Source organism: Streptomyces sp. NPDC002787 (genome assembly GCF_053592095.1).
Map to the genome: position 1 here is coordinate 83,746 of NZ_JBSFVC010000032.1, position 17,497 is coordinate 101,242.

Genomic DNA, 17,497 nt, shown 5'->3' on the forward strand with positions numbered 1-17,497 from the left:
TTGTGATCACTCACGGGATGCTCCTGCGTAGGTCGGGGAGTGGTCGGTCACCTCGGTGGCGAAGGCGGTCAGGTGCGCCGCCGTGGCCCGGGGCCGGTCGATGTGGGGTGAGTGGCCGGTGTCCGGGAGGGTGACGCACCGCCCTGAGGGCGCCATGGCGGCGAGGGTCCGGGCGTCCTCGGCGGTGAGCAGCGCCGACGCCTGGCCGCGCAGCACCAGGACGGGTGCGCGGGTCGCGGCCAGCGCCCGGCCCGCGAGCACCGCGCGTTCGGCGTCGGCGTCCGACGGCGTCCGCCCGGGGGGTTCCGGTCCGCCGTGCGGCAGCCTGCGTGCCGCGGCGTCGATGCTGCGGAGCGTGGCCTCGGACGCCATGGGGTACTGCTCGCGCAGGCCGCGCGGCCCGCCAAGGGCACCGGCCGGCCCCCGGACGGCGGGGCGCGGCTCGGTGGCGCCGAAGTGGGAGGCGACGGGTTCGACCATGATCACGCCCCGGGTGCCGGGCAGGGCCGCGGCGACGAGCGCGGCCAGCGGAGCCCCGGCCGAATGACCCACCACGATCGCCACCTCGGCGGTCACCGGTTCGCCGAGCAGACGGTCCACCAGTTCCTCGGTGCGCGCCGCGGTGCCGCGCGGGGCGGCACAGCCGGCCGCGGCACCGGCCAGATCGGCCGCGAGGAGCGTGATCCGCGAGCCCGTCAACCAGCGGGCGACCGGTGTCCAGTGCGCGGCGGACTGCTGCCATCCGGGCAGCAGCAGCCAGGTGGTTCCGCCAGGCCGCGGCACGACCGCCGTGATCAGTGAGCCCGCCGCGGCCACGTCGCCGAAGGCACCGTCCCGGCCGCTCACATCGGTCCCCGGGCGTCCGGAGCGTGGAAGACCACCGCGTTCTTCCGTGATTCGCGAGCGACGACGCGCAGTACCCGTACCCGGCCGGAGGTGCGTTCGCGGACCAGGCGGTCGACGCGCTCGTGCACCCACTCGGCGGCTCCCTCCATGCCGGTGTGGTCCATGATCCGAAGGTCGATGACCCCGGAGCGCCTGAGCTCCTCGAACAACTCCCGCTGAGGATCGTCGACGGCGATCAGGGTCGTGTGGTCGAACTGCTGCTGGAGCAGCGCACGGACCTCCTTCAGGTCGCCGAAGTCGACCACGAAGCCGGTCTTCGGTTCGAGTTCGCTGCACCCGAACTCGATCTCGAAGCTCCGCTCGTAGCCGTGCAGGAAGGCGCACTTGCCGTCGTGCGCCCAGGAGCGGTGGGTGCAGGGCAGGTCGTCGAAGAGCTTGGTGACGGAGAACCTGGCCGGCGCGTGGTGGAGCGGGCCGGACTCGTCGATCCGCGTGGCCGGTCGTACGGCGTGGTCGGTCATGCTTCCCCCTCGTGGTCCTGGCCGTGAGCGGTGGCCCGGGCGATCTCCTTCGCCATCTGCGTGATGGTGGGGTTCTCGAACAGGGTGATGGCGCTGAGCACCGTGTCGAACTCCTGGCTGAGCCGGTGGGCGAGCGAGACACCGAGCAGCGAGTCGCCGCCGAGCGCGAAGAAGTTGGAGTCCGGGTGCAGGTCGTCGGCGCCCAAGAGGTCGGCCCAGGCCCGGGCCACCTGTGCCGCGACCGGGTCGGCCCAGGCGATGTCGGCGGGCTCGGGAGCCGGCTCGGTCGAGGGACCGGACTCGGCGCCGCGTATCCACTGGTCGATGCGGGCGTCGAAGTCGGCGGTGGAGACGAGGACCTGATGGGGCGTGGTCAGGTTCATCAACCGGCCGTAGATCTCGGCGCCCTCGCTGGGCCGGATCGCGATCTCGGCGACGACGCCGAAATCGGGGGAGGCGAAGGACGGCGAGACCACGGACTCGCGGGGGGCGTCGTCGTCGCGCTCCCGGAAGATCCAGCCGTCCCAGTTCACCGTCATCCACGGGATGTCGTCGCCGCGGTGCCGTTCGGCGAACGCGTCCATGTACGCGTTGCCCGCGGTGTAGGCGTAGAAGCCGAGGCCGCCCAGGTGCGAGGAGAGGGAGGACTGCATGAGGACGAAGTCCAGTCGGCGGCCCCGCAGGAACTCGGCCAGCATCAGGGTGCCCTGCACCTTGGGGCGCAGCCGCCGCTCGCAGTCCTCCCGGCCGGTCTCGGCCAGACTGCGGAAGGCCCGTCGGGTCTCGAAGACACCGGCGGCGTGGACGACTCCGTCGAGTCCGCCGAAGCGGCGGTCGATCTCCTCGAACAGGGCGGCCGTCTGTTCCCGGTCGGCCGCGTCACAACGCACGGCGAGCACCTCGCCGCCGAGCGCCTCCAGCTTACGGATCCGTTCGGCCCGTTCCGCGAGCCCCGGATCGTCGTCGGGCGGGACCGCGCCGGGCTCGGTGGGCGGCACCGCATCCAGTCCGGTGAGGACCAGCCGGGCACGGCAGGTGCGGACCAGGTAGTCAGCCAGGGTCATGCCGATGCCGCCGAGCCCGCCGGTGATCAGGTAGACGCCGCGCTCGCGCAGCCGCAGCGGCAGCTGTCCCGCCTCGACCTCGGGCAGGTGGTCGCGTTCGTAGGCGCGCACCCAGCGCCCGCCCGGGGCGAGGGCGACCGCGTGGTCCCCGGCGGGGGCGCACAGTTCCGCCACCGTCTCGGCGACATCGGGAGCCGCACTGATGTCGATGGAGCGGGCGGTGACGAAGGGGAAGTCCTGCGGGATGACCAGCGCGGGACCGGCGAGCAGGGAACGCTCCGGCGACACGGCCGGGCCGGTGCCGTCGAGCGGATGCACACCGTGGGCGACGATGTCGAGCCGCACCGGCGCTGCGCCCTGGTGGGAGGTGAGGGCCTGGAAACCGAACAGCAGGGTGTAGAAGCCGTGCGACAGTTCGGTGTCCAGAGCGGCGAGCCGGCCGTCGAGTTCTCCGGAGTCCGTCAATGCGTCCGCGCACCACAGGTGCACGACCCGCTGCACGGGCCGGGAGCGCAGGTCCAGCCCGGCGAGTGCGGCCTTGACGGATTCTTCGTCGCCCGGGACGACGTCGTCGAAGGGGCGCAGCAGGACGCATTCGACGCCGAGCGCGCGCAGTTCGGTGACGACCCGGTCGCTGAACCCGTCGCGTCCCGCGAACACCAGCCAGCGCTGACCCGCCACGTCCTCCGGCTGCGGAGAGCGTCGGCGCATGCGCCAGCTGGGGTGGTACATCCAGCGGTCGAGGGACCGCTCCCGCACCACCATGCGCTTGCCCTTGCGGACCGCGGCCGGCTCGCTGCCCTCCGGACGTTCCTTCAGGTGGGGACGGAGATCCCAGACCCGCGAGGGCAGGTCGACCGTGGTCGCGGCCTCGTCGGGCCGGCTCAGGTCGAGCTCGATCCCGGCCGCCCACAGCCCGGCCAGCGCGCGCAGATAGGCGGCGCGGTGGTCGTCGGCGGACCGACAGGGGTGGACGGTGACGACGTCCGACGCGCCGGTGAGCACCGCGCGTCCGAGGAAGCCGTCGGGGCTCAGGTCGACGAGCGCCGGACGGGTCTCCTTCGCCAGGTCGCCCACCGAGCGGGCGACCGCTCGAAGATCTACCGGCTGGACGAGGTGCCGCTCCCAGTACGAGGACAGTTGTCCGTCGGAGCCGAGCGTGGGTATCCAGCGGCTCGCCTCCCCGGGCGCGGCCGACCGTGCCGGGGTCGCGAAGGCGGCCGCGGACTCGCCGAGCAGCGGCGAGTGGTACGGGAGGTCGACGTGGGCGTCACGGCTGGCCAGACCGGCCGCGGCAAGCCGGTCGCGCAGTTCGTCGGCCGCGTCGGCGGCGACCGCGAACACCGTACGCTCGTCGGAGAGCACGGCCGCCGGGACCAGGTCCGGGAGTACTTCGGCGGCCTGCTCCGGGCCCGCCTGGACCACCAGCATCCGGCCGTCCGGAGCGGTGCGGTCGAGTTCCTCGCCCCGGTCGATCAGCAGGGCCAGGGCCCGGTCGGCGTCGACGGCCGCGGCGGCGACCGCCGCGGCGTACTCGCCCAGGGAGTATCCGGCGCAGGGGCCGTCCGGCAGCCCCCGGTGCCGTAACTGCTCGACGACCGCCAGCGCGACCGCGGTGTGCCAGGCATGACGCTGTCCCCGGGGCAGCCGCTCGGGGTCGGCGAGCGCCGTCTCGACGTCCGCGGTGCAGGGGCGGAGTTCGCCCAGCCGGGACCAGTGGCGGCACAACGCGTCCGTGAACACCGGTTCCCACTGCCACAGCGCGCGGGCGAGGGGGCCGAGGTCGGAGCCCTGTCCCGGGACGAGGACGACGGGGGTCACCGCCGCGGAGGCCCAGCCCTCGACGGCGAAGGCGGAGTCGCCCTCCAGACCCGAGAGCGCGGCCTCCCGGTCCCGGGCGACCACGGCCAGCCGGTACGGCTTGGGCTCCCGGCCCCGGCGCAGGGTCCCGGCCACCGCGTCCAGCCGGACCCGTGGCTCGGCTCGGAGGTGATCGGCCAGCCGTACGGAGGTGGCGAGGCAGGAGTCCGGAGTGGCGGCGGAGACCTGGAGCACCACGTGGTCAGTGTGCTCGGCGCTGTCGGTGTTCTCGGTGTGTTCGGCCTCCTGGGCGTCCGTGGCCCCGCCCGCCATGGCCGGGACACCGCCGACGACGGCGTGGACGTTCGTGCCGCCGAAGCCGAAGGAACTGACGCCTATGACCGCGGAGTCGGGATCGGGCATGGGGGTCGCCCCGGCCGGTACGACGAAGCCCGCCTCGTCCACCGACCCGGACGGCTCGGCAAGGTTGGCGACCGGCGGCAGGGTCCGGTGACGCAGCATCTCGCACGCCTTGATGAAGCCCACCACACCGGCGCCGACGCGCAGATGCCCGACGTTCGCCTTGACCGAGCCGAGCGCGATCCGGGACCCCGGGCCGTAGGCGGCGGTCATGGCGTCCAGCTCGCTGCGGTCGCCCAGTCTGGTGCCGGTTCCGTGGCACTCCACGTAGGTGACCTCGCCCGGCTCCACGCCGCCGGCGGCGAGCGCCTGCCGGATCACATCGGCCTGACGGGAGGACTTCGGGGCGGTGAACGACGCCTTGGCAGCCCCGTCGTTGTTGGCGGCCGACCCGAGCAGCACCGCCCTGATCGGCCAGCCCTCCCGCTCGGCCAGGCTCCTGTCGGCCAGCAGCACCAGGCCGCCGCCGGAGCCGAACACCGTGCCGGTGGCGTCCCGGTCGAAAGGCCGGCAGACGCCGTCGCTGGCGAGGATGCCGCCCTCCTGGTGGAGGTAGCTCATGGGCTGCGGATGCTCGATGTCCATTCCGCCGGCCAGGGCCAGATCACACTCCCCGGCCCGGATGGCCTGCGACGCGGAGTGGATCGCCAGCAGCGAGGAGGAGCAGGCGGAACCGATCGAGATCGCCGGTCCGGTCAGGCCCAGCTTGTAGGCGATGCGGGTGGCGGCGTAGTGCGGGTCGCCGCCCATCAGGGCCGACATTCCCTCCGTGCCGTTCAGGGCCGGGTCCCATGTCTGGAGCAAATAGGAGCTGAGGCCGGCGGCGGCCCACACCCCGATGTCGTAGTCGAACGCGGAGGGCCTCAGCCCGGCCGCCTCCAGCGTTTCCACGGCGCACAGGAGGAGCAGGCGCTGCTGGGGGTCGATCTCGGCCGCGTCCTTCGGCGAGTAGCCGAAGAAGTCCTCGTCGAACTGCTCCGTTCCCTCCACCAACCCATAGGCGTGGACGCGGCCGCCAGCGGTGGCGCCGACGTTGGTCGCGGCACGGGTGACCACGTCCCTGCCCTCCGCGACAAGTTTCCACAGCGCGGCGACGTCCGATGCGCCGGGAACCCGGCACGCGTATCCGAGGACCACGACATCGCGGTCGTTCACTGCATCACTCCTTGTGTAGGGACGGGCGGCACAGGGGCGCCGTCCGGGCGTCGGGCCGCCCGCCGTCGGTCGGCGACGCTGCCCCGGGGGCTTGCCTGACGTACTCGTGACTCTGCTTGCGCGGCCTGGTCCGACTGGTCGGAGAGAGCCTTGATCTGGAGGGTGATCCGGGGGTGGTCAAGGAGGAACGACGGGGAGATCTCTCGCCCCAGCTCCCGGGTGAGCCGGGCCGCCGCGGCGACCACGCCGAGGGAGTCCACACCGCTCTCGAAGAGGTTTGCGTCGGCGGAGAACCCGCTCCCCAGCAGCTCCGTCCACACGCCCATCACCGTGGCGGCGAGCCCGGCGCCCCGGTCCGACGCCCGCGGCGTCCGCCGCAGCGCGGCCAGGTCCGTCTTGCCGTGGGCGGTGCGGGAGATCGTCTCGTGCACGACGGTACGGACGGTGACCGGGCCGTCGAGCAGCCGCAACACCCGCCGCCGCACCTGAGCCGCCGTCTCGGCGGGCGTCGCCCCTGCGGGGACGACGGCCACCAGAAGGCGTCCGGCCGAGGCGTCGTCGTCGACGGGGTACTCCTCGACGGCCGCGACCGCCTCGGCCACGAGGCCGTCTTCGGTGAGAGCCCGCTCGATCTCGTCGAGGGCCGTCCAGCGTCCGGCGAGCTTCACCCGGCGCTCGCTGCGCCCGGTGACCACCAGCCCGCCGTCGAGGGCCCAGCGCCCCCGGTCACCCGTACGGAACGCCCGTCGCGCGTCGGTGGCGGCGAACTTCGCCCCGTGTGCGGCGGCGTCCAGATACCCCGCCGACACCGTGGCGCCCCGCACCTCGATCTCCCCCTCGGTGACGGTGTCACCCGGGGGAACCGGCTCGTCGTCCCGGCCGAGCAGCACGACCTCGACTCCCGGGAGCGGACGCCCGGCATGGCCCGCGAGGACCGCGTCGAGCCGCTCGGCGGTGACGAGGTCCGCGGTGATCTGTCCGGATGTCTCCGTGGCGGCGTAGGTGTTCACCACGACCGGCGGCACGCCCCTCGTACGTCTGAAGACGTCACGCAGCGGTGCCCGGTGGGCCGGTTCGCCGCTGAGGAGCAGATGCGAGGGAAGCGGCGCGTTCTCCGCACTGACCAGGACCGACAGTTCCGACGGGGTCAGACACACCACGTGTGGGCCGGTCTCCTCGGACAGCATCCGGGACAGGGCCGTGAACGTCACCGGCTCCTCGCGTTCGACGAGGACGAGCGTCCCGCCGAACGTCAGGCACCCGAGCACCTCGCAGACACTGAACCCGAAGGTCAACGGATGCAGTTGCGTCCAGGTGGCCAGTGGCGGCAGGTGGTCGCGGAACCGGGCGTACAGGCCGGCGAAGACCGCCCGAAGGCCTTCCCTGGTGACCACCGTGTGCTTGGCCGGGCCGGTGCTGCCGGAGGTGGACAGGATGTAGGCCGGGGCGGAGAGCGGCGAGAGATGGTCGGGCCAGGCGGAACGGTCCGACATGATCGCGCGGACCACCGGCTCGCTCTCCGCTCCCGCCGGAACCGGGGTGAACGCCGCGCCAGCGGCCAGGATCGCCAGCAGGGACACGATAGTGCGGGCGGTGCGCCGCTCCGGCAAGGACAGCGGTACGAGGGAGCCGGGCCCCACGCCGCTCCGGCGCAGTGCGGCGGCCTCTTGGACGACCAGGTCGTGGAGCCTGGCGTAGGTGAGGTTCGTCTCTCCATCCGTCAGAGCCGTCGCCTCCGGCGACGCCGCGGGGCTTTCGAGGGGCAGCCCCAGACAGAGTGCCAATAAGTCGTTGGAAATTACGGAACTCCTCAGCCGGGTTTCGGACGTGTTCTGACGAACCTCACCGAGTGAAGCGCTTCGAATATGAAGCGCTTCAGAGGATGCCGTGCTTCGCGCGGAATGCTGCGCCTGTCCCCTTTGCCCTCCCCCTGGACACTCAAATCTTCGGATCCAATGATCGAAGCGCTTCGACGATGGTGTGTCAGAGTGAAAGACGTGTCAAGAGTTGAGGTCGATCAAGAACCCGACGCAATGCCGCCGGGGCCCTGTCCGGCGGACTCTGGCCGCAGGGCTAACTGTGCGACATCCCGCGAGCTCCCTGAGCCCTACTGAGTCTTTGTCCCTGTGGCCAGGGTGTTGTGTCTCCTTGGGGTGTTCTTCAAGCTCGTGACGTAACTTCAGGGCATGCGGGCCTGGTTCGGCCGGCCGCTGTGGGACATGGAGCCGACCGACGCCGACGGGTACTTCGGGAAGGTGCTGCGGGGCTCGCCGAGCGGCACCCGACTGGCTCGCGCGCAGGCGCTGACCACGTACTTGCTGTTCCTGGAGCTACCGCCGATGTGACCTGGTCACCGCCACCATGGGGAAGATCAGCGAGAACAAGCCGGCGGCCTCCTGCTCGGGGTGTTTCGCCTGGGGGCAGCTGCCCGGCCGGTTCTGCCGCGGCTGCTACACCTACGGCCGGCAACACGCCGTCGGCGATTGCGTCGGCTGCCGACGACAGGTCCCGGTCGACGACAAATACGGCTACTGCCGTCTCTGCCGGGCCCAGGCGACCTGGGCGATCAAGGCCAGCGGCAAGGCTTCGGTGATCGAGCCGTACCTACGGCGGGTGATCTGCCGGCAGCTGTTCTTCGCGAACCTCCAGCGGCCCAAGAACGGCGGGCCCGGGTCGGCAAGGCAAGGCGGCGCGTGCTGAAGCCGCCGCTTCCCGAACCGCCTCGCGTGATCACGACATCAACGCAACTGACACTGTTCACCGTCACTCGGGACTTTCGCCGGTTCGACAGGGAACTCCACACCGACCTGGCCAAACCATGGCTCGTTCGGGCCCGGCATGCAGCTCGGGCACTGGGCGGGGCCCGCGGCTGGAGCCGCTGGATCACCAGCGACGTGAACCGAGCCCTGGGTCATCGTGCCGTCCGGCTTCCGCGAAGGTGAGTCGATCCGATACTCCGAGCTCCTTGATCGCGGCGGCCGCTCTGTCGCCGACAGCGCGGCGATGTGCCGCCCATACCCGCGCCCTTTGGGGCCGCCGGCCCCAAAGGGCGATTATCGGTCGGCGGGCGCGAGCGCCGTGGGATCGGGGCGTCTGATGCGTTTCGCGAGCAGTCCGTGGCGGGGTGCCAGGCACCAGGTGAGGGCGAACAGGGCGGTGAGGACGACGACGACGGAGCCGCCTGCGGCGAGGTCGTAGGTGTACGAGACGTACAGGCCCGCGACGCTTCCGGCGCAGCCGATGAGGGAGGCCAGCAGGGTCATGGCCCACAGTCGCTCGGTGAGCATGCGGGCGGTGGCGGCGGGGGTGATGAGCAGGGCGAGGACGAGAATGTTGCCGACTGCCTCCAGCGACATCACGATCGTCGTGGTGACGAGGACGTACAGGGTCAGGTCGAGGCGGAACACCGGCAGGCCCGCGGCTCGTGCCGTCTCGCGGTCCAGACTGACGGCGACCAGTTCCTTGCCGATCAGCAGGACGACGAGGACCAGGACGGCCCCGATACCGGCCACGGTCCACACGTCCGCCGCGCTCACCGCCAGCACCTGCCCGAACAGGAACGACGACAGATCCGTCGTCCAGCTGTCGCGTGTGGACACCAGCACGATGCCGAGCCCGAAGGCGAACGCGAAGAACACACCGATGACGGTGTCCTCCTTCAGCCGTCTGTTCTGCGAGACGAAGGCGATGAGCACGGCGGTGGTGATGCCGGCCGCGGCTCCGCCGAGGAGGAGGTTGCCTTCGAAGGCGTAGGCGAGCGCGACACCCGGGAACGCGGAGTGGGCGACGGCGTCGCCGATGAACGCCATGCCGCGCAGCACGACGTACACGCCGATCACCCCGCACACCAGGCCGATGATCGCCGCCACGGCGAAGGCCCGTTGCATGAAGGGCAGTTGCCAGGGATCGGTGAGGAGGGCGATCAGGTCGCTCATGACGCGGTCACCGTGCCGATCGCGCGGTCGAGGCCGAAGGCGCGCAGCATCTGGTCGGGGTCGGCGAGGAGTTCGGGGCCGCCCTCGGCGACGACCGTGCGGTTGATCAGCGCCACCCGGTGACAGGTGCGGGCGGCGGCCGCCAGGTCATGGGTGGTCATCAGCAGCGCCTTGCCTTCCGCGGCCAGCCGGCCGAACAGCTCGTTCAACAACTCCTGGGTGGGGACGTCGACTCCGGTGAACGGCTCGTCCAGGAGCAGGATGCGCGGACCGGCGGCCAGGGCGCGGGCCACCAGGACGCGCTGTCGCTGACCACCGGACAGCTCACCGATGGGGCGTCGCCGTAGCTCGGCGAGCCCGGTGAGCTCCAGCGCCTCGTCGACCGCCGCCCGGTCGGCCGCGGCCGGGCGGCGCAGCCAGCCCATCCGCCGGGTGCGGCCGGTGAGGACCGCGCCCGCGATGTCGATGGGGAAGTCCCAGGCGAACTCGTGCCGTTGTGGCACGTACCCGATGCGCTGACCTGCCCGCCGGCCGGTCCGGCCCTCGACGGCCACCTCGCCCGCCGTCAGCGGAACCAGGCCGAGGACGGCCCGCAGGAGGGTCGTTTTCCCGGCGCCGTTCGGGCCGATGAGGCCGACCAGCTCGCCCGAGCCGACGGACAGGTCGGCCTTCTCCAGGGCGGGTCTCCCGCCGAGGACGACGGTCGCGCCGGTGACCCGCAGCAGCGGGTGCGTGCCCTCGGGCAGACCGTCAGTCATGTGCGGCTCTCCTGCGCCGGGCGGCCAGGAAGGACACGGCGCCCACGGCGGTGAGCACGGCGGCCGCCGAACCCAGGAGCACGGCCTGACCGGCGCCGGTGGAGGCCATCGAACCGCCGGAATCGCCCGAGGAGGAGTCGCTGCCGGAGCCGGAGTCGGAGGAGGAGCCCCCCGAGTCGGAGGATCCGCCGTTCCCCGAGTCGTCGCCCGAACCGCCCCCCGAACCGTCGCCCGGCGTCACCGAGCCGGGGTCGGTGTCCCCCACCACGAACGTCACCGTCTCCGTGTCGCTCACCGCCTTGCCGTCGGCGAGCTTCCCGCTCATCTGGAAAGTGAGCCGGTACGTCCCCTCCTCGGTGAACGCCCACCCGCCGTGCGCGTGCGTGTTCGGGGCGACGTCGAAGGAGTCCGGCACACCGTCCTTGCTGTTGAACAGCACGTTCGCGCCCGACATCGCGTCATATGTGTAGAGCGCGTAGAGTCCCGGACCCTCGACCTTGGTGAGTGAGAACTTCACGCCCCCCTTGGTCGCGCCCGCCGCCATGTTGTCGGTCGACCAGCCGGGCCACAGCAGCCCCTCTTGCTGCACCTGGTCGAGCAGCCACACCGGGTCGCCGCCCTTGCCGAGGAAGGCGAACTCGTCACTGTCCGGCAGGGTGTTCTTGGCCGCGGGCTTGATGTGCAGGACCACGGAGGAAGGTTCGCGCCACGTGGTCTTCCCCGAGACAGTGCCGTCCTTGATGTGGAGCTGCAGCTTGCCGTCGACGACGCGGGCGGCGAAGTCGACGTGGCCCTCGTCGAGGACCTTCTTGTCGGACGCGACGTCGGCGGAGACCGTGGTGGCGGCCAGGGCGGTGCGCCGTTCGCCCTGGGCCGACTCCGTCACAGCCTTGGTGCCCGTCGTCGGGGCCTGCTCGTCCTCGACCGTTCGCCCGGCGGGAGTCTCCTCGGCGACGGGCTCGTCCCCAGCCGGGTCCTCGCCGTCCGCCGTGTCCCCGACCACGACCGTGTACACGGTCCCGACGGACAGCTCCCGCCCGTCCGCCGTCGTGGCTTCGGCGGTGAAGATGACCTGGTACGTGCCCTCTTCACTGAACTCCCAGCGCGTACCGGCCCGTTGCCCGACGGGCAGCCTCTGCTCGTCGGGCAGTTCGTCCGCGCTGTCGAACAGCAGCGCCTCGCCGGCGCCGTCGTCCTCCTTCACGTCCGAGTACACCCTCAGCTCGCCCGGCCCGTCCAGCCCGGTCAGCGACCACCGCACGGTGTCCCCGTCGACGGCACCCGAGGGCACGCCCGTGGTGTCCCACCCGGGCGCCGACGCGTCCGTCACCCCCGCGTCGCCGACCTCGATCACATGGGCGCCGTCGGCCGCGTCCAGGGTCAACACCCCGTCCACGTAGGCGATACGTCCGAGGCCGGGCCCGGTGGCCGTACCGTCGTCCGCGACGGCGACCCCGCCCCCCGCCAGGGTGACTGCGAGGACCACCCCGACAGCGACCCGTTGGACTCTCCGCATGCCTCTCATCAGGCGTCCTCCCCCAGGCACTCGGCGAGCTCCGTCGCGTTGTGCCGCATCATCGATACGTAGTCGTCGACCTTGTCGTCGAACGAGTCGCCGTAGATCGTGCAGATGCCGACCCCCTCGTCCTCGGCGACCCGGCGCAGCACGTCGGCGCGCGCCGCGAGGTTGGGCTCCAGGAACACCGACGGGACCCGTTTCTCCCGGATGGTGTCGCCGAGCTTCTCGACCTCGGCCGCGCTCGGCTCCTGGTTCGGCACGGGCACGACGAAGCCCGCGATCTCCATGCCGTACGCCTTCGCGAGGTACCCGAAGGCGTCGTGCGTGGTGATCAGCTTGCGGTTCTTCTCCGGTACGGTCGCGAGCTTCTTGGCGACCTCCTCGTCGAGAGCGCCGAGCGTCTTCAGGTACGCGGCGGTGTTCTTCTCGTACGTGGCCTTCCCCTCCGGATCGGCCTTGCTCAGCTCGGCCTCGATCCGCCGTACGTACGCCTCGGCGTTGGCGACGTCCGCCCAGGCGTGCGGGTCCATGTCGCCGTGCACGTGCTTGCCGATCACGGCCTGCGGCAGGACCCACACGTCGTCGCCCGCCTCGCCGAGGAAGGAGTACGGCTTCTCCCCGGGCACGGCCTCCTTGGCCAGGTCGGGCACGTTCAGCACCACGTCGTCGGCCGCGAGGCGTGCCGGTTCGCCGCTCTTGTCGTCGTCGGCGCGGACGTACACCTTCCCGGTCTCGGCGTTGAGCGCGACGTCGGCGTGGCCGCTGTCGAGCACCGTCGCTCCCTGGGGCGGTTCGGTGTCGTCGCCGACGGTGAAGGTGAAGGTGCCGCTGCCGATCTCCTCGGTCCTGCCGTCGAGGGTCTCGGTCCGGCCCGCCACGGTCAGGCGGTATGTGCCGGGCTCGCTGAACGCCCAGTTGACGTGCGTGTGCGCTTCCGGGGGCAGGGTGAAGGAGTCGGTGTCGTCGAGTCCGTCGGCGGAGTCGATGTACACCTTGGGCCTGCCGAGGGTGTCGGTGAGATAGACGCGCAGCTCGCCGGGGCCCTCCACCTTCGTGGCGGTCGTACGCACCTGGGAGCCGTCTCCCGCGACCTCGCCCTCGACGGCCCAGCCGAGCCACAGCACGTCGAGCCCGAGGTCCTCCTCCAGCTTGATGACCGTGCCGCCGTACTGCTCCAGCTTCTCGGCGATCTCGATCTTCGGGGCGGACTTCTTGGCATTGGTGTGGACCATTTTCATGATCCCGGGCTCTTCGAGCAGCAGGCCGTTGCTGAAGACGATGTCGGCCTTGGCGACCTTGGCCGCGTCGCCCGGGCTCGGCTCGTAGGAGTGGGGGTCGCCGTGGTGGGGCACGATCGACGTCACGTCGACGCGGTCGCCGCCCACCTGCTCGACGAGGTCGGCGATGATCGCGGTCGTCGTCGACACGGTCAACTCGGCGTCGGACGAGCCGGTCTGCATCCCGCTGCACCCGGAGAGCAGAGCGGCGCTCGCCGCGACCAGCGCGGCGATGGTGGTGGTGCGTCTGGGGTGGCCCCGCATGGGGCTCCTCCTTCTCTCGAACACGACCGGACACGAAATGCCGCGTACGACGGACCGGGGGGGCTGCCAGGCGCCGGTCCGTCGTACGCGGAGCTCTCACTGGGCGGTACGGCGACGCCGTACCCGTACGAGGAGCACCGCGGCGCCCCCCAGCACCACCGCGACCAGGGCGACGCCCGCGAGCACGGCACTCTGCGCACCGGTGGAGGCGAGGCTGCCGGTCGGCGCGGTGCCGCCGTTGCCCCCGTTGCCGCCGCTGCTGCCGGTCGACGAGGTTCCGCCGGAACCGGAGGTGTTGGAGCCCGAGCCCGTCGCCGATGCAGGCGCGCTCACCGTGTCCGACGGGGACGCCGTCGCGGTCGGCGCCCCGGAGACCGAGTCCGACGGTGAAGGGGTGGTCGTCGGCGTCGCCGTGGCTTCGTCCCCCTCACCCGGCTTCACGGTCGACGGGTCCGCGTCGTCCCCGACCACCCAGGCGAGGGTCTCCGTGTCACTGACCTTCGTGCCGTCGGCGAGGGTGGCACTGACGGTGAAGGTCGTGCGGTAGACGCCCTCGGCCGCGAAGGCCCAGACGGTGTGGCGGTGGGTCGGCACGGACAGGTCGAAGCTGTCCGGCAGCCCGTCCCCGCTGTGGGCGTGCATGTTCACGGAGCCGACCGAGCCCTCCGTGAAGATGCTCAACCCTCCCGGGCCCCGCAGCGCGTCGAGCCGGAACGCCACGCGGCCGTCGATCTCGGAGCTCTTGAACTGGTCGGTGCTCCAGCCCGGCCAGACGAGACCGTCGATCTGCTGGATGGGCAGCCACCACACGGGGCCACCCGGCCTGCCGAGGAACTCGTGCCCCTCGGTGATCTTCCGCCGGGCCGCCGGCTTCACATGCAGCACGACCTCGTCGGGCTCGTACCACTTGTACGACTGTGCGGTGCCCTCCTTGATCTGGAACCGCAGCGAACCGTCCACGGGCCGGGCGGCCAGGTCGAGATGCCCGTTGTCGATGACGTGTGCGGCGGGGGTGCTCGCGGTGGGCGTGCCGCTGTCCGGCGGAGAGGCGGTCGGGGTCGTACCGTCGCCCGGCAGCACGTCGGCCGGGTCGACGTCGTCGCCGACGACCACGGCCAGCGTCTCGGTGTCGGTGAGACCGCCGCCGGTCACCGTGAACGTCAGCCGGTAGACGCCCTCCGCCGTGAACTGCCAGATGGGCAGCAGCCGTTCCTCGTCGGCCGGCAGGGTGAAGGCGCGCTGGACGGAGGCGACACTGCCGAGGTACGGGATCGCCGAGGCGTCCTCGTTGTCCATCTCGCGGGTGTACGCGGCCAGACCGAAGTCCCCGGGCCCGTCGTACCCGGACAGCGTGACCTCGGTGTCCCCTCCCGCCTCGGAGCCGTTCCAGCCGGGCTCCGGCGCGAAGATGTTCTCCGCCTCCCAGCCGTTGAGCTGCCAGGAGTCCATGTTCGTGGTACCGAGCGCGGTGGCCACCGGGTCGAGGGTGGTCTGCAGGGACGCCTGCACGGCGTGCAGCACCACGTCCTTCGGCTCGCGCACCACCGCCGAGGCGCCGCTCCGGTCGTCGATCTGCAGTTGGAGCTTCCCGTTGACCAGCCGGGGCGTGAAGTCGAGTTCCCCCTCGTCGAGGACGATGGCACCGCCGGCGGCGCGGGCTGCCCCGCTGCCGCCGGCGACCAGCCCTGCCGCGCCCAGGAGCACCGCGGTCACCGCGGCGAGAACCGCGGCCGTGAAGGCGCGTCTGTCGCGCGTCAGGGCTCGCATCACGAGCTGACGACGACGGTGTAGGTCTCGGTGGCCGACTCGGTCACTCCGCCGACCGTGCCCTGGACCCTGAACGTGAGCTGGTAGGTACCGGCCTCCTCGAAGGCCCAGTTGGCGTGGTTGTGGGTGGCGACGGCGAAGGTCCGGGACTTGAAGTTCGTGGTGGCGGTGTTGCTGTCGAACCAGCGGCTGCCGCTGCCCGCGTAGATGCTGAAGTCCTCGGTGGCGGCGCCGTTACGGGTGGCGCTGACCAGTCGGTAGGTGACGTTGTTGTTCGCGAAGACGCCGGTCGTGAGGTGCTCGGTGGAGATGCCCGGGAACAGCACACCTGCCGCGTCGGCCTCGGCCTCGGTGTCCGGCAGCAGCCAGATCTGGCTGCCGGAGCCGAGGAAGCCGAAGCCGGGGTTGGTGACCTTGGCGGCCGCCGGCACGGACAGCGTCACGTCCGCCGGCTCGTACTCGGTTTCGCTCTCCTCGTCATGGACGTGCAGGTGCAGGTCGGCGCCGTCCCACTCGGCGTCGAGGACGTCGACGTGACCGCTGGTCAGCGTGGTGGCGGCGAAGGCCGACGTGTTGAGACCGGCGGTTGCGAGCGCGGCGGCGGCGAGGCCGGTGACGGTCAGCAGGCGTCTGTGGGTACGCAAGAGAAACCCCCATGGGTCATGTTCATGCCCGCTCGGGCACAGATCAATACGATAATCGTTTTCATCAAGCGTTTGCAATGAGATTGCCGCAGCATCCGGGGGCAAGCACACCTGCGACTGACCGGCGGCACTCCAGCGCGGCAGCGCAGGCACGCACTTGCAGGTACGGCTCTTCGGCGGCACGCTCAGCACCGCGTTCCAGGCGGGGACGTCCTCGACTGCACCATGGACGACCTCATTGAGCCCATCGCCGTGGCCAGCTCCGCAACGAAGCCGAAGAAGGCCGCCGCAGGTGGGACTTCAATCTCCGAAGGAGTCGGCGGCCTGCGTCCCCGGAGGGCCCGGATCACCGGAGCCGACCGGTGACTGGTCTCGCCGACGAGGTCCTTGCGGATCCAGTCGGCCTGGTCGTGCGCCGGGTCGGCAATGTCGAAAAGCATCTACCCGCCGAGCACATCCGCGACATCGTCCTCACGGTCGTACGCGCACGAGCAGGCCGCCGAAGCCCCGCCCAGGCCCTGCACGACGCGACGCCGCTGCTGCGGACCGGACAACCACCAGCGCCTGCCCTGCGGTTCATCAATGAGCTCGTCGAGGCCGGGGCGACCAAGGTGGTCCGGCCTGCCTGCGCGCGCTGCACGGAGTGAAGGCTGTCCAAACTGCTGGAGGGCAAGAGGATCTGCCGAGCCTGCTTCGCCCGCCACGCGGCCGTCCCCTGCTTCGGCTGCGGAGCCGTGCGTGAGCCCGCCACCCGCGACGCCGAGGGCCGGCCGTTGTGCCCGAACTGCATGATCAGACAGCCCTCGAACCTGGAGGAGTGCGTCGACTGCGGCCGACGCATGCCCCGTCGCGACACGACTGCCCGACGGCCCCCGCTGCAACAACTGCCGCCCGGGGACTGGGCCGCCTACGCAGCCGATGTCAGCAGCAGAGGCCCATGCGACCTGACTGAGTCAGCGACCTGACTGAGTGGCGCCGGTGACCAGGCACAACAATCGCGCCCTACTGGTAACACGCACCGCTTGGCCAGCAGAATCACGCCATGGACGCAGGACTTGCAGGACTCCTCGGTGGTGTCATCGGCGCCGCCGTCGGCGCCGTCGGCGCTACGGCATCCGCGTGGATCACCGGAAGGAAAGCAGAGCAACAGGCCAAGATCCAGTCTGAGACGCAGTTAGGGCAAGCCCGCCTTCAGATAGATGCTGAACGGACTCGTGCTCTTCGCGATCGCGCAAGAGTGCCTACCTGGCCTTCGCCGAAGGCTGGAGCCAAGTACACGGGACGTTGGGCGAAGCAGCCATCAAACTTGGAGGCATTGCGGCAAGTGACCCTCCTGTCCCTCCCCTCGTAGCGTGAAGACCGTGACTGCAGGGGAAGTTGGGAGTCATGGCGGAGAAGCGACGGAAGTTCGATCCGGAGTTCCGTGAGGGGTTGTGCGGATCGTCACGGAGACCGGCAAGACGATCGCCGAGGTCGCCGAGGACCTGGGGATCAACGAGACCACCCTGGCGAGCTGGGTCTCCCGGG

General features: G+C 71.2%; 14 protein-coding genes. 4 read left to right on the forward strand and 10 right to left on the reverse strand.

Annotation, left to right across the window (positions count from 1 at the left end; all coding sequences use genetic code 11):
* Nucleotides 1–6: 6 nt before the first annotated feature.
* From ACWD26_RS35505 to ACWD26_RS35520, 4 genes are read right to left on the reverse strand one after another with little or no spacing between them, the layout of a single operon-like run.
* Nucleotides 7–846: an alpha/beta fold hydrolase gene (locus ACWD26_RS35505; RefSeq protein ID WP_451276349.1), complete on the reverse strand. Its 840-nt coding sequence runs from the start codon at nt 844–846 to the stop codon at nt 7–9.
* Nucleotides 843–1,367 (reverse strand): 6-pyruvoyl trahydropterin synthase family protein, encoded by a 525-nt coding sequence (locus ACWD26_RS35510; RefSeq protein ID WP_451276351.1) that lies wholly within the window; start codon nt 1,365–1,367, stop codon nt 843–845. Before ACWD26_RS35510 ends, ACWD26_RS35505 begins: the two co-directional genes overlap by 4 nt.
* Complete coding sequence (locus ACWD26_RS35515; RefSeq protein ID WP_451276353.1) at nt 1,364–5,806, reverse strand: SDR family NAD(P)-dependent oxidoreductase; 4,443 nt, start codon at nt 5,804–5,806, stop codon at nt 1,364–1,366. The genes ACWD26_RS35510 and ACWD26_RS35515 overlap by 4 nt, the downstream gene beginning before the upstream one ends.
* Nucleotides 5,803–7,590 (reverse strand): non-ribosomal peptide synthetase, encoded by a 1,788-nt coding sequence (locus tag ACWD26_RS35520; protein ID WP_451276355.1) that lies wholly within the window; start codon nt 7,588–7,590, stop codon nt 5,803–5,805. Before ACWD26_RS35520 ends, ACWD26_RS35515 begins: the two co-directional genes overlap by 4 nt.
* A gap of 402 nt (nt 7,591–7,992) precedes the next feature.
* Between ACWD26_RS35520 and ACWD26_RS35525 the strand changes: the two genes are divergently transcribed.
* Nucleotides 7,993–8,151 (forward strand): hypothetical protein, encoded by a 159-nt coding sequence (locus tag ACWD26_RS35525; RefSeq protein ID WP_451276357.1) that lies wholly within the window; start codon nt 7,993–7,995, stop codon nt 8,149–8,151.
* A 16-nt stretch (nt 8,152–8,167) separates the two neighbouring features.
* A complete protein-coding gene (locus ACWD26_RS35530) occupies nt 8,168–8,506 on the forward strand; it encodes a hypothetical protein (RefSeq protein WP_451276359.1) in 339 nt (112 codons plus the stop codon).
* 353 nt (nt 8,507–8,859) lie between these two features.
* On the opposite strand, the gene ACWD26_RS35535 is transcribed toward ACWD26_RS35530, so the two are convergent.
* From ACWD26_RS35535 to ACWD26_RS35560, 6 genes are all read right to left on the reverse strand, one after another.
* The gene (locus ACWD26_RS35535) at nt 8,860–9,741 is read right to left on the reverse strand and encodes an anchored repeat-type ABC transporter permease subunit (RefSeq protein ID WP_451276361.1); all 882 of its coding nucleotides are present in this window, start codon (nt 9,739–9,741) and stop codon (nt 8,860–8,862) included.
* Nucleotides 9,738–10,499 carry an anchored repeat-type ABC transporter ATP-binding subunit gene (locus tag ACWD26_RS35540; RefSeq protein WP_451276363.1) on the reverse strand — a complete coding sequence of 254 codons (762 nt, stop codon included), beginning with the start codon at nt 10,497–10,499 and terminating at the stop codon, nt 9,738–9,740. The genes ACWD26_RS35535 and ACWD26_RS35540 overlap by 4 nt, the downstream gene beginning before the upstream one ends.
* Complete coding sequence (locus tag ACWD26_RS35545; RefSeq protein ID WP_451276364.1) at nt 10,492–12,015, reverse strand: TIGR03773 family transporter-associated surface protein; 1,524 nt, start codon at nt 12,013–12,015, stop codon at nt 10,492–10,494. Before ACWD26_RS35545 ends, ACWD26_RS35540 begins: the two co-directional genes overlap by 8 nt.
* 8 nt (nt 12,016–12,023) lie before the next feature.
* Entirely contained in the window at nt 12,024–13,559 is a 1,536-nt protein-coding gene (locus ACWD26_RS35550) for an anchored repeat ABC transporter, substrate-binding protein (protein WP_451276366.1), read from the reverse strand.
* Nucleotides 13,560–13,655: 96 nt separating this feature from the next.
* Nucleotides 13,656–15,326 carry a choice-of-anchor M domain-containing protein gene (locus ACWD26_RS35555; protein ID WP_451276380.1) on the reverse strand — a complete coding sequence of 557 codons (1,671 nt, stop codon included), beginning with the start codon at nt 15,324–15,326 and terminating at the stop codon, nt 13,656–13,658.
* Nucleotides 15,326–15,970: a choice-of-anchor M domain-containing protein gene (locus tag ACWD26_RS35560; RefSeq protein ID WP_451276368.1), complete on the reverse strand. Its 645-nt coding sequence runs from the start codon at nt 15,968–15,970 to the stop codon at nt 15,326–15,328. Before ACWD26_RS35560 ends, ACWD26_RS35555 begins: the two co-directional genes overlap by 1 nt.
* A 362-nt stretch (nt 15,971–16,332) precedes the next feature.
* On the opposite strand from ACWD26_RS35560, the gene ACWD26_RS35565 reads away from it, so the two are divergent.
* Nucleotides 16,333–16,617, forward strand: a complete 285-nt coding sequence (locus ACWD26_RS35565; RefSeq protein WP_451276370.1) for a hypothetical protein — start codon at nt 16,333–16,335, stop codon at nt 16,615–16,617.
* Between the two features lie 786 nt (nt 16,618–17,403).
* The coding region (locus ACWD26_RS35570; protein WP_451276382.1) for a transposase at nt 17,404–17,497 on the forward strand (94 nt) is incomplete at its 3' end.